This window comes from Fulvivirga sp. M361 (assembly GCF_007097395.1).
In the GTDB taxonomy this organism is placed as follows: domain Bacteria; phylum Bacteroidota; class Bacteroidia; order Cytophagales; family Cyclobacteriaceae; genus Fulvivirga.
Window position 1 is genome coordinate 142,618 of sequence record NZ_VKDC01000009.1, and the last position, 14,284, is coordinate 156,901.

The window sequence follows — 14,284 nt, forward strand, 5'->3', positions numbered from 1 at the left end:
AATCAGCCAACCCATGAATTATAACTATCTCCATATCGTAAATTTGGCTATACTCCTGCTCTTTTTCCCACCCCTGGATATATACGCTCAAAAGCAAAATGAGTCTCTCAAAAATGCATCTTACTACATAAGTCTGAATGCAGACACCCCTTCCAAAGTACATGATCTTCAGGAAGCCTCCCTGAGCATGGAATACCATGATCGTTACGGGCGAAAAAAAGAAATGACTTTCAGTATCTATGACCACAAGCGAACATTGATCACGGCGTTGGTCATGGATAAAAGCTTTGGTCTTAACCATTATACAATTGATCTGAGAGATATACAATACCAATGGAAAACAGAGCAAACTTATAGCGGAGAAATCGTTGACGATGTGGGTCGGCGTCACCAACTTTTATTCCGCCTCATCCCTGCTCCTGAGAAAGAAAAACCGGTAGTAAATATAGTGGTAAATCCACTCGATGTAGCGTGCAATGGTGTTGATGATAATGTGATAGAATACTATGGAAAGATTGAAGGAGGTAACGCTCCTTATCGCATTAGTTGGTTCGTTTTAAACGAACAAAGAACAGAACTTATTTATCAGCCGGATACGAAATTGATAAAAGATCCTACTCAAACAATGATGATCCAGGTAGATGAGCCACCGGGTTACAGTGTAGTGCTTCATGTAGTGGATGCCTGTGGTATGGAACAACAGCAGATGGCAAATGTGATATGTGAAAAAGGAAGAAAGAAGATCAATACGCTTTTTCTCGAAGAAGTTGAACCACCAGTTAAAAAGGGAGGTGGGTCATGAGCTACAGAAAATGGATATTTCCTATTGTCAATCTGATAACCCTGGCTTTTGTGCTTTACATCTATGCAACAATTACACCAGCTAAAAGCGCCTATTTCCTCAATCAGGCGGTATTTGAAGCTTCTACCGCACGACAGGAGCTTGAGTTGAGGTTGGGGCATATGAAAACTGATCATCAAAAACACCTCGACTCGTTGACGACCTTAATGCAAACGGTAGAAGATGGCTCCATGCTTGTAGAAGACTATCGGGAAGCTGTAAAAGAATATACACTTCAGCAACAGAAATTAACGGAAACCTATACAGCGGAGCTTTGGCGACAGATCAATCAATATGTGAATGATTACGGCGAGGAACATGACTACGATTATATATTCGGTGCTACCGGTGACGGAAGTCTTATGTATGCTAACCTATCGAGGGATATTACAGATCAGATCATAACTTATATAAATAAACGCTATGAAGGGGAGAATTAAGTTTTTACTGCATGTCCTATGGACGGCGCTGCTCCTTCCGTTATCAGGTTGTGAAAAGGCGTTAAACACCAAAGATTACGCCAATTGGATAAAGGACACCGATAATGGCCTGCGAGCAAAAAAGAAGGTCAATCATCATACTTTCGACCTTCAATACCTCCCGGCCGAATACGTCTGGTGGCAACGAAACAAAATGATGACGGATAAGGAAAAAATGCGGGAAGAAGTGCCTGCTATTGAAGAACTGCAATACTATACACTGACTTTGGGTATTGAAAATGACGTTGTGGATTTTGTCGATTATGGTGTACAGGATCACACAGAGAAGCAACAGAAGCTATATTACTTCTCCTATGGTTTTCAGCAGGACCTTAAACTGGAAGTAAACGGCCGTTTACTTCCCTGTGCACTCTTTCACTTCGAACGCACTTTGGACCTGAAATCTACAAGGACTTTCGTATTGGGATTTGAAAATGACAGTAAGGACACAGAAGAGACCCGACTTATCATTGAATCCGGCTGGCTCAGTGCAATTCCGGTGAAAATAAAAATATCCAAAAAGAACATCCCCAAACTAAGACTATGATCAGCATTTTCCTACGTAAAAAAAGAACCATAGCATTGTTCCTCATCCTATTGATGTTTGTTCAGATTGTTCCTGTGCCTATGGCGTATGGACTTACTTCAGGACCAAGCCAACCGGAAGTACAGTCTTTTCAACCAGCAGGGGCCACCGAAATGGTCGACCTTTTTTCCGGTGATTTTAGTTATAACATCCCTCTTTTCGAGCTTCCGGGCCCCAATGGCGGATACCCATTTAACCTTTCTTACCAATCCGGTATCACTATGGACCAGGAGGCAAGTTGGGTGGGGCTGGGCTTCAGCCTGAATCCGGGTGCTATCAATCGCCAGATGCGCGGGCTGCCTGATGAATTCAAAGGGGATGATATCTATACAAAAATGTCAATACGTCCCAGTGTGACGGTTGGGCTCGGCGCCGGGGGTGGGTTAGAGATCTTTGGGGGAGCTGGTGAGTTAGGTTTAGGGCTCGGTATATCTCAAAATAATTACAAAGGTTTTGGCTATAGTATTGATGCTAATCTGGGTTATGGTAAAGCAGCCGGAGGCAGCCGTACCCGTCCGCTAAACCTTGGTATTAGCCTGGATCCAAAAGAGGGAATTGGTGTGAACCCCTCTGTGTCTCTTGACACCAAAATGGGGCAGTTAGGCGTAGGGGCTGCATACAATTCAAAAGCAGGCCTTATGAATGTTTCTATGACCCATAGATCCCCATTTACATTAAGCTACAAAAATAAGGCTGGTAAAGAAAAGTCTTTAAGTCAGGGCGCTTCTTCGGCTGCTCTTAGCCTTGCCCATTCGGGTTATACTCCACAGGTATCCATGCCTATGCGTACGGTTAATATTGCCGCCCAGATCAAAGCCGGGGGGTCATGGTGGGGGGTCTTTTTGTATCCTTACATATCTGGTTTTTATAACGAGCAGTGGCTTAAAAACGATAAGAAGAGGATACGCGCTAACGCATACGGATACATGAACTATCAGCATGCCGCTGACCCTGAAGATATGCTAGACATCAATCGGGAGAAAGACGGAATGGTAAGCAGGGAGGTTCCGAATCTGGCAATCCCGTCACTCACCTACGACATTTATTCCGTTACCGGACAAGGTATCGGTGCTATGTACAGGCCCATGAGAAATGATTATGGAGTTGTGCATGATCCCGAGGCTATCTCGAAATCGACGGGTGTCTCTTTTGGTGTTGACGCTGCTGCTACTTTAGCACATGCCGGTGTTAATCTGAGTATCAATCATTCCAGATCAGTTTCAGGAAGGTGGGCTGAAGATAATGCCATGAATGATCATCACTTTACGGAAAAGTCTGTAGATGATCTTAATGAGCCGTGGTACTTCAAAGTACACGGGGAGCCCTCCGGTGAAAGGTTTTCCACCCTGGAAAACCTGGGAGGGGATGAAGCGGTAAGAGTAAAGCTGACAGGTAGCAACAGTGAGCCTCAGGCCTCTACCAGTCTGGAGAACGACAGCTGGACAGGTGTTGCTCCCAAAAATGCTCAAGACAATCAAGAGCGAAAATCACGTAGCCAGGTAATTCAGCCTATTACCAATGAACAATTACTCAATAGTTCCGGGAACGAACTAATATCACTGTTCAAAGTGAACTATATGGACCAAAACGGGAGTACACGTTCTTTCAATCGAACCTCACTCCCTGAGCATCATATAGCTGGTCTTACTGCTTTAACACAGGAAGGTATGCGCTACAATTATGCCATACCTGCCTATAATCTCCATCAGGAAGAAGTGAGCTTCAGTGTCAGAAAACAATCCGGTCAGGTATCCCGGGTAAATGCCGGTAATGGGGGAAGTGGTGATCCTGACTACACGCACACAGGTACGGATAACTTTCTTAAAAGAGTGGAGATGCCCCCTTATGCACATTCTTACTTATTGACTTCCATAACCGGCCCCGATTATGTTGATGTTAGTGGTGACGGTTTAAGTCCGGATGATCTGGGTTACTGGGTCAAATTCACTTATCAAAAGACAACGACCAATACTGATCGTTATAAATGGAGGGACCCTTACTCTAAGGCCCATTTCCAGGAAGGCTGGGAGACTGACCCGAGGGATGATAAAGGAAGTTTTGTCTATGGCGAAAAGGAATTATGGTACCTTACCCAGGCGGAGACCAAATCACACATTGCTACTTTCTCCTTACAGACAAGACAGGATGGGCGTGGAGTGGCAGCGAAACTACAGGACGTTAATAACCAGGGAAAAACCGTACAGGCATTAAGCGAGATCAAACTCTTTACGCGGTCTGCGGGAAGCCAGTATCCTATTAAATCAGTGAAGTTCGATTATGATTATTCGCTGTGTCCCGGCGTATTCAACAATGGTTCGGGTGGGGGAAAACTTACCCTTAAGAAATTGTGGTTTGAGTATGGTAGCAGTACACGTGGAAGCCTGAATCCGTATGAATTTACCTATCATAATAATAATCCGGCCTATGATCTGCTGGCCTATGACCGCTGGGGGAGCTACAAACCCTATCCGGCACAGGATTATGAATATAATCGTGACTTTCCCTACAGCGAACAGGACCCGGCAAAAAAAGATACAATCGATAGTCAGGCAGCCGTTTGGAGTCTCAAACAAATACAACTACCCTCCGGTGGAAAAATAATGATTGACTATGAGACCGATGATTATGCCTATGTACAACACTTGCAGGCGATGCAAATGACCGCTATAGCGGACCCATATACCGCAGTAAATCAGGCACAAACTTCCAATCGGTTTAACCTGAAGGACGAAGATCTTAAGATCCGGTTTAAACTTGAAAAACCTCTTCCCGGGGATTTTAATGGAGATCAACGTAAGGAAGTGCTCAAGTATCTGGATGAAAAAAGAAAACAGGTCTTTTTTAAGACCAAAATTAACCTCAGAAGCACCGGGGAAAACTTTCATGAGCACATCTCCGGGTATGCTGATATCGATTTCAACGCTTCTATGGGGTTGGAAAAAGAAACGGCCGGTGACTATATCTATGGATATTTTTACCTCAAAGGAGAAGAAGGACGTCATCCCTTCTCCCTAAGGGCATGGCAGCATATCCGTACCAACCAACCTGACCTGGCCAATTCAGGGCGAAAGCTGCAACAAACTAACAGTGCAACCAAGCGGGTTAAGCAGATGAAGAGCCTTGGCAGTGTAGCAGCACAACTCCGTCAGATGTTCGGTGGGTTCTATAGTTTCTGCCACCAAAAGGGATGGGGCCGTGATGTTATAGTGGATAAGTCATGGATACGTATGAAGTCTCCGGATAAGATAAAATATGGTGGAGGTCTGCGCGTACGTCAGATCACCATGACGGACGCATGGCCCGAAGATGAAGAAGGTATCTACGGACAGGTTTATGAATATACAATAGAAGAGGAAGGAGCAGAGATCAGTAGTGGTGTGGCCGCGTATGAACCTTTTATAGGCGGGGAAGAAAATGCGCTGCGTCATGCCAAAAGATATACTAATTCTGTACCACTCCGGTCAGATAATAACTTGTTTTTTGAGTATCCCATCAATGAGACCTACTACCCGGGCCCGCAGGTGGGCTACCGTCAGGTGAAGGTTATGAGTTTGCCGGCAGCATATCATGTGGGTAAAGAGGTGAAGAATATTACCCTTTCTGATGGAAATCCCTTGTTTCCTTCGGGAGATGGTGTCAGCTATGGCACTTCCGGTATGACTGTACATGAGTTTTATACCGCTAAAGACTTTCCCGTACTCACTGACGAGACCGAAAAAGACGATAAACCCTATAAGCTTTCTGTGATCATCCCATTCCTGGGGAGTATTACCGTTTCCAAACTTTCCACCAGCCAGGGGTACAGCGTCATTACCAATGACATGCATGGTAAACTCAAGCAGGTGAGCAACTATCGTCAGGACCGCCTGGGGAATGTAGATGCCGATCCCATGTCATGGGTAAGATATAACTACAGGTCTGATGAGCGCTTTCAGGATAGAGAAAATGTCTTTGAGGTAACCAATATTTTCAAAGATAACGGCGATGGGACCTTGAGCATTCCCGGGGAAAGTGATTCAAACGAAAGCGCCGTGCCTAAATATACTTTAGGGCAGGAAAGTGAATTTTTCATGGATATGCGCCAGTTTGAGGACAGGTCATGGGGAGGAAGCGGGACTACTAATGTGGATATTGTCATGATACCCTTGATCTTTGTAGTAGTTCCTGTTCCTATTCCTACCGTCTGGCCAAACATCAGTAAAGACACCCGTCAGATGCGAACGGCGGTCACCAATAAAGTCATTTTCAGGTCTGGGATACTGGAAAGTGTAGAGGCCTATGATGGGGGGTCACTCATTACAACACAAAACCTCAAATGGGATAAATTAACAGGTACACCTGTACTGACATCGGTAAACAATAACTTTGATGATCCGGTATATACCTACACTATTCCCGCTTACACTGAGTATCAGGGTATGGGGGCTGCCTATAAAAATGTAGGATTGACCTTCTCTCTCACAGATGTACGTACTGCAGGCAGGCCTGAGGACAACTCGTATCGCTTCTCTACTCCGGTAATGGACGATGTACTCTTCCCCGGTGATGAAGTCATTATGTATCCGGTTAGTGAAGGGTCTGATCCTGTGGGCTTAGCCATTTATACGGGAAAAGAAGAAGGAGCCCACAGACTATTCAGCGTTACTCCCTTGCCGGACGCTGCCTACCAAGCACTGGTCGTGCGCTCCGGAAGGAGAAATCTACTGGCTGCTACGGCAGGAACCATAAGTGCGCTTGATGACCCCTCGGTTCCCGGCAGCAATGTTTCATACAGCAAGATCATAACCTTACCCAACGAGTAAAGATTTGATGATGAATAGTAACCAACGACATACCCCATCTTTCCTGTTCAGCATATGCCTTGTGATATTCACCACTGGATTCATCACAGCATCCGCGCAAAACCTGGTGCCGGACAACATAGAAAAAGCGGCATTGCTAGCACTCTACAACAGCACGGATGGTGAAAACTGGACGTCCAACCAATGGACTTTGGGACAGATCAATAGCTATCCCGATTCAGCACTTTTCGGAGTAGAGGTCTCTAATGGAGATATCACGTCCATTAACCTTACCTTTTCAGGTTTGTCCGGAACATTGCCGGCAGCGTTAAATGACCTGCAAGAGTTGGTGCATCTTTCCTTTCGGAATAATGCCTTATCAGGAGCCATCCCTGACCTCAGCGCTTTGAAGAAGCTGGAAGTACTGGACTTTTATTTCAATGATTTCTCAGGCGCTATACCTGCTACGCTCGGTAGCCTTTCTGCCTTAAGGACACTGAACCTTACCAGCCGGTCGAATACGGCAGTCAAACTGACCGGCCCCATACCTACTCAGTTTTCGGGGCTTACCAATTTAGAGTCTTTATACCTGAGCTATAATGACCTGGGCCAACCTGAGGCCATCCCTGCCTCATTTTCCGGTTTGAACAGTCTTAGGGTGCTGGAACTTACCAATTGCGGCCTTGTACCATTATCCGTATCCACCGGACTCTCAGGCCTTGCAAGCCTCCTAAACCTTGGACTTGGACAGAACCCGTCTTTTGTGTTGCCGGATGGCACGCTGCCGGATGTCTTGGTCAATCTGCCGTCACTGCGCAACCTAACGCTCACACAAAATGGTTTTAACAAGTTACCCGCTTCTTTCGATCTTCTGCTCAATCTTGATTATCTCCATCTGGGCAGTACGAACTATGCTGATACAAGCAGATTAGCAAGTGTGGTAGACACGCTCCGGAACAGTCCTAAGTTAAAAACGCTCTTGCTCACCAATTGTAACCTCTCCGGTCTGCCCTCTAACTTTCCGCAACTTACTAAGCTTGAGAACCTCTACATAGGAAACAATAACAATTTACAAACCGCTCAATGGGAAGTCATCGGACAGATGCCCGCCCTTACCAACCTGTATGCCAATTCCTGTAGTTTATCCGAATTACCCGCTACCTTGGCTGATCTCACTACGTTGAGGGGATTGTACTTGCAGCTGAATCAGTTAAATCCCGTTCCTGATGTTATTCGGGATATTCCTGCCCTGACGCACCTCAACCTTAGCTATAACGGTATTACCGGACTTCCCTCATGGACAGGCACAGGCAATACCCCTTCCTGGCAGTTTCTTTATCTCAATAATAATCAGATCCCACTTCCCTTGCCTTCTAATTTTGCCGGGCTGACTAACCTGAGATACCTGAATATGTCGCGCAACAATCTGGATGGCACGTTACCTTCCTATTTTTCCGGTTTCAGCAGTATTTATTACCTGGACCTTAGCCATAATCAGCTGGATTCTCCCCTGCCCGATTTAAGCGGGTGGAATGTACTGAGCTCTGTTTATCTCCAACACAACGAATTTACCGGTGACCTGCCCGGATACTTGTCGAATGTTTCCATCACCAAATCAGTCGTTGATATCAGTCACAATCATTTCGAAGGCTTTCCCGCCTATAACGCTTCTTCATCACTGAGCCTTTATTTGGATAATAATAAGTTCAATTTCTCCGATATTGTCAGGCAAACACCAGCCCTGAGAGCATTTCGTTATGCGCCACAGGATTCCATAGATACTGAAAAGCAACTTAAAGCCTTTGACGGAGGTACGTTGACACTGACTGCCCATGTCGATACTGCTACAACACCCCAAAGTAGTTTTCAATGGTTCAAATATGTGGATGGTATAAATGACATTTCCCTTACGAGTGCTGTACCTGGCGGATACCGGCATACGATCAATGTAACCTCTGCTGATGACGGTTCGATTTACTATTATAAGATCACTAACACTTCCTATCCTGTGTTGACCCTCCAAGGGCGAAGACAATACCTTACTGTATTGTGTGGCATCCTTCCGGACCAGTTGGATTTCAATGCCCAACGTTATCTATGTGCGATCAAGTTCACTCCATTGGTGTCCTATCCCGGCAGGTGTCGTACATTGTCGTGGTCATGGGATTTTGGAGACACAGGTACCTCTGCTTATGAGTCACCCTGGCATGTCTACGCGGCAGATGGCACGTATGATGTGTCCATGCGCATTCGATACACCTGTGGTTCGTGTATAGGAGATACCACTTTGGTAAAACCGGTATCGTTCAGCCTGCCTCAAGAGTTGCTCATGGATTCCTTGTTAAGCGTTACTACCGATGTCCGGGAAAGGGTAGTAGCGGTTACTTCCACTACATTTTCGGATGCATGGCCATTACAATTTGAAAACACAGGCCTTGACAACCTCAGCAGCTATCAGAATGGCACCAATGGGGTTTGGAGAAATGAAGGGGTGCATGTATACGATGTGCCGCGGACACTTTCTTCATCTACCCGCATTGATAAGGACGGGGTCTTTACACTGGAACATTTCAATTGGCAAATGGCAGAAGCCGATCTTATACCGGATTGGATAAAAGCCAACACGATGACCGAGTATAGCGCCTTTAGCTATGAATTGGAAAACAAAGATGTACTTGGCATAAATTCCGCAGCACTCTATGACTATGGTGGCCATTTGCCGTCAGCTAATGGGGTCAACATGCGTAACAATGAAATGGCTTTCACAGGTTTCGAATTCCTGGACAATAAAGCTTCGGGTAATTGGCTTTTTGGGAACCAATCCGTGCCTGCCTATGATTTCTTTGCCATTAGGATGGGCTGGAACTATATGGCTGTGGTAGAGGCACGTATGTCAGAACTGGTAGAAGTAGAAAAAGGTGATGTCAGTGCCCGGCATCTGATGGGCTTCTTTAACAAACGCATGAACTATATTGGCAACAACGATATCATATGCATGGAAGAACATCCCACAGACCCTGACCTTACCCTGGTGGTTTTCCGCAGAGCGCCTTTTGAAGGATTATGGACAGGCCGGCTTCGTGTGCGAAATAATGTAACCCCTGTTATCAGTCCGGATATTGATAATACCATGGCCCATACCGGTAGGAGTAGTCTGAGGGTCACCGGAGATAAATCATTTAAGCAAGAATTGCTTCAACTGGACTCAGGAAAGACTTATATGCTTAGTACCTGGGTTTCCATCAATGAAGCAAGCCTGACTCCCCTTGTTCCGGGAAGTGGGCCCGGCATCGACGTGATCTTCAAGGATAAAGATGATGTAGTGCTGTCTACGGCTTCACTCACGTCCATTGGCAGGTCAATAGAATCCTGGTATCAGCTGAAAGGTATTTTTGCTGTTCCCGCACGGAATGTGATAGTGGAGTTGAAATTTAAAACGGGCAATGCCACCACAGCCTGGTTTGATGATCTACGCTTACATCCCAACAAAGGCAATATGAAAAGCTATGTATATGACCTAGAGGATTACCGGCTTCAGGCAGTATTGGACGAAGAAAATTTTGCTTCCTTTTTCTACTATGATGTAGAAGGAAATCTTTACCTGACCAAAAAGGAAACGGAGGAGGGGATAAAGACCATATCCCAAAACGTAAGTTACATACGCGAAAGATGATGAAGATGACCATAAAATACGGCCTGTTATTGACCCTGATGTGGGGACTTCTGCCTTTATCAGCTCAGGATTTGATGAGTGCGCTCATGAACATGCGGAAAGAATACGAAGAGGCCTCTTCTTTACATGTGGTCATGCAGGTGAGCGTTTATGATGACACAGTGTCCCGGCAGCCTCACTTAAGCGCTAAAGGAGAGGTCAGAAAGGAAAACGATAACTATCGCTATGCCTTTGGAGGCATGGAAATGCTGATGAATGAACGCTACATACTGGTAGTAGACGCAGAATCACGAACCATTGCCTGTCAATACCGTCATCCACAGGCAGAATCTGATTTTCATAAAAGCCTGCCTTTTAGTATGGACAGTATTTTAAGTTTTTATGAAGAACCTGTATACCTGGGCAGGCAACAGGCAGTAGACCATTACAGCGTTATCCAGAAATTAGGTCCTGTTGGTAAAATTGACCTATGGATAAACACCGAAGCCAACAAACTTCACAAAATGGCTTATCTGTACCAGGAAGGGCAATATGTGGAAATAGCCTTTAATGTGTTTGACAACGATCCAACATTTGGAGCCGGTACATTCGATGAAAAGAGCTATGTGATTAAAGATGATTCCGGTTTCAGGCCATCATCCGGTTTTAATGGATACCTGGTACTGGAACCGGAAATGGATTGATGAAAACAAGAAGTGTATCGTATGATGGACGAATTGTATAAAGCTGATTGAAAAGTATAAAAAATACTACCGACATGACCTGGAAAAATTATTTAAGAATGGTATTGTTACTTATCCCCGCTCCACTATGTGCTCAAAGTGATTTGGTGGTGGGCACTAATTATAAGTTGAACATCCAGCGGCAGAATGCAGATGCAGATGCCTTCATTCTCCATAATGCCCGTACGGATCATACGAGAAAATACTTTTGGGAAACCACTCATCCAACTTTTGGCTTTCGGGGATTGCAAATGAGTTATATCAATGGGATCTATTTTTATGCGCAAAGAAATGGTACTACCGCAAGTCAGGAATTCACCCCAGAGCCGAAAATGGTGATCCGCAATGAGGGTAACGTGGGGATTGGCACTAGTCTGCCTAATGGACTATTGGAGGTTAAAGGGCCCTACAGCGGGCAGTCCCAGCTTATTATAAACACCATTTCATCCAATGCAGAATTGAGGTTTAGCGCTAATGGAGTGAAAAAAGGGTTTGTTTGGTATTCTCCTGTAGAAGATTATATAGCATTCGGTCGTGGCAATAGAGACAACAGTATGTTTGTGAACGTTTTGGGTGATGTAGGCATAGGTATTGTCTCTCCCGCCTATAAGTTGGATGTTGATGGACCGGTTAATGCTACAGAGCTGCGTGTCAACGGAGAGTTGCTAAATATTCCTACCCAATTTTGGAATCAGACGGGTACTAATATTGATTACATGGCAGGCAATGTCGGCATAGGTACTGTTACTCCGGCCTATACACTTGATGTTAATGGTGCCATCAACGCCACCGAGATCCGCTTAAATGGTGAAAAATTCAATCCCACAGTATGGGAACAATCCGGCACCGATATCAACTATCTGCAGGGAACGGTTGGCATTGGCACTGCCGCTGTACCCATAGGCTACCGGTTGGCAGTGGACGGTAATATAATGGCGGAAGAAATTCAGATCCAGCTATCAGATACGTGGCCGGATTATGTATTTGAAGAGGATTATGACCTGAAACCTCTTTCTGAAGTGGAAGCGTTTGTGAAAACGCATAAACATCTTCCGGATGTACCTTCTGCCGAAGAAGTTGCCAGCGAAGGGCAGCGGTTAGGGGAGATGAATACGATCTTCCTTCAAAAGGTGGAAGAGTTGACACTTTACATCATAGAACAAGAACATACCATCAGCGAGCTAAAACAACAAAGTCATAAACAGCACGAGTTGATCAAAGAACTTTACCGAAGGATCAGCAAAGATTATAAGAAATGAGGAGAAAAACTGGATTTAAAGGCAGCAGCTACAGAAGCCTGAGTAGGAGACGGACCAGACAGGTGAATATAAATGAATTCAAAAATCATTCCACAACATAAAAATAAGGAATTAGCATGGAAACAACGATCATTCCAACGAAACAAGTTTTTTTATGGGCTCTATCTCTTTTTATGGTCTATTCAGAAGTCCAAGCTCAGGGTGGAAATACAAGCTACGGAACAGGAGCCGGAACAGGAGGTGAAGAAAACTCTTTTTTTGGTGAGAATGCTGGCAGCCTAAATAGTGATGATAGTAACACATATATAGGTTACAATTCAGGTAGAAATAACACGGGTGGATATAATAACACTTTTATAGGTCACAGTTCAGGTAGAACTAATACGACTGGGTATAGTAATATTTTTATAGGAGCCTCATCAGGCTTTAGAAATACTACCGGTGATTTTAACGTCTTTCTAGGCACATCCACGGGTCGTGAAAATACTACAGCTCGCAACAATACTTATTTGGGCTACACAGCAGGTTACAATGCCACAGGAAATAGCAACGTTTTTATAGGCAGTCAGGCAGGTTACAATGAAACCGGATCCAATAAACTCTACATAGATAACTCAAATACTGCTACCCCTCTCATCTATGGTGATTTCAGTTCTAATCAGTTAGGGATCAATACTATACCTGGAACAGGTTTTACCTTAGACGTTGGAGGCAACCTGAGGGCCAATGGCAGCCTTACACTGAATGAAGCTGGTTACATCGACGATGATGTCACTTTTGGAGGTCAAAATGACGATTGGATACGACTACACGGGTACATAGAAATGAAATCCGCTACCGATGACTATGGTATTGTGCTCAGAAACAAAGATGCCAATGATTATTTGGGAATCACTCAGGTGGATGGTTCAAGTTATCTTACCGAAAGTTCCTCCCATGGCAACTACTTCATTAAAGGGACAAACCGTGATACTTATTTAGGTAACCATATCTACGGTAAGTCTGTAAATGAGGCTTATTCCAATCTGTATAAATTCGGAGGTCTGTTCCTCACCTGGGATAGTGATAACTATGGCACAAACGAACATCATTCGGTTAGATCCACCTATGGGGATACCTATGGGGATGACATTACCATCAATTCGTATGATCACCTGAGATTTAACCTGGATGCTAACAACAACAATCCCAACTCCTACTTCGAAGTAGGTCAGCATACTACGGATGTAGAAAATGTGCTGTTCCGTATTGTAAGCCCATCCGGCAACGTCGGAATCGGCACGACTTCCCCCGACTACAAACTGGATGTCAACGGACCTGTTAATGCAACAGAACTTCGAGTCAATGGAGAGTTATTGAACATCCCCACTCAATTTTGGAACCAGACCGGCACTGACATCGACTACATCGCTGGCAAAGTAGGCATTGGCACGGCTACACCCGCGCATACTCTGGACGTAAATGGCGCCATTAACGCCACCGAGATCCGTTTGAACGGAGAAATATTCAATCCTACTGTGTGGACGCAATCAGGTACAGATATCAACTACCTTCAGGGAACGGTCGGTATAGGTACGGCTACCGTACCTATGGGCTACCGGCTGGCAGTCGATGGCAATATCGTAGCGGAAGAAATTCAGATCCAGTTGTCAGATACCTGGCCGGATTATGTATTTGAAGAGGATTACGATCTCAAACCCTTGTCGGAAGTGGAAGCGTTTGTAAAAGCCAATAAACATCTTCCTGATGTGCCTTCTGCCAGCGAAGTAGTTAGCGAAGGGCAGCGCCTGGGAGAAATGAATGCCATCTTGCTGAAAAAAGTAGAAGAATTGACGCTATACCTGATCCGGCAGCAGGCAACGATCGAAGCTCAGGAAAACAAAATAAAAGAATTGTACGAAATGTTCCGGAAAGGAAATGAATGAAGTAACTGAAAAAACTGG

Annotated in this window: 8 protein-coding genes; all 8 read left to right on the forward strand. The window is 44.9% G+C overall.

Annotated elements, in window-relative coordinates:
* Positions 1-13 precede the first annotated feature (13 nt).
* The 8 genes from FNH22_RS12675 (at position 14) to FNH22_RS12710 (ending at position 14,266) form a co-directional block, all read left to right on the forward strand.
* A complete protein-coding gene (locus FNH22_RS12675) occupies positions 14-802 on the forward strand; it encodes a hypothetical protein (RefSeq protein ID WP_143398756.1) in 789 nt (262 codons plus the stop codon).
* Positions 799-1,281: an OmpH family outer membrane protein gene (locus FNH22_RS12680; protein WP_143398757.1), complete on the forward strand. Its 483-nt coding sequence runs from the start codon at positions 799-801 to the stop codon at positions 1,279-1,281. The genes FNH22_RS12675 and FNH22_RS12680 overlap by 4 nt, the downstream gene beginning before the upstream one ends.
* On the forward strand, positions 1,265-1,867 hold the full coding sequence (locus FNH22_RS12685; protein ID WP_143398758.1) for a hypothetical protein: 603 nt from the start codon (positions 1,265-1,267) through the stop codon (positions 1,865-1,867). The genes FNH22_RS12680 and FNH22_RS12685 overlap by 17 nt, the downstream gene beginning before the upstream one ends.
* Positions 1,864-6,708 carry a hypothetical protein gene (locus FNH22_RS12690; protein ID WP_143398759.1) on the forward strand — a complete coding sequence of 1,615 codons (4,845 nt, stop codon included), beginning with the start codon at positions 1,864-1,866 and terminating at the stop codon, positions 6,706-6,708. The genes FNH22_RS12685 and FNH22_RS12690 overlap by 4 nt, the downstream gene beginning before the upstream one ends.
* Before the next feature lie 7 nt (positions 6,709-6,715).
* Complete coding sequence (locus tag FNH22_RS12695) at positions 6,716-10,360, forward strand: PKD domain-containing protein (RefSeq protein ID WP_143398760.1); 3,645 nt, start codon at positions 6,716-6,718, stop codon at positions 10,358-10,360.
* 5 nt (positions 10,361-10,365) lie between these two features.
* Positions 10,366-11,043 (forward strand): hypothetical protein, encoded by a 678-nt coding sequence (locus FNH22_RS12700; protein ID WP_143398761.1) that lies wholly within the window; start codon positions 10,366-10,368, stop codon positions 11,041-11,043.
* Between the two features lie 74 nt (positions 11,044-11,117).
* A complete protein-coding gene (locus FNH22_RS12705; RefSeq protein ID WP_143398762.1) occupies positions 11,118-12,341 on the forward strand; it encodes a hypothetical protein in 1,224 nt (407 codons plus the stop codon).
* Between the two features lie 116 nt (positions 12,342-12,457).
* Entirely contained in the window at positions 12,458-14,266 is a 1,809-nt protein-coding gene (locus tag FNH22_RS12710; protein WP_143398763.1) for a hypothetical protein, read from the forward strand.
* The last annotated feature ends 18 nt before the right edge of the window (positions 14,267-14,284 follow it).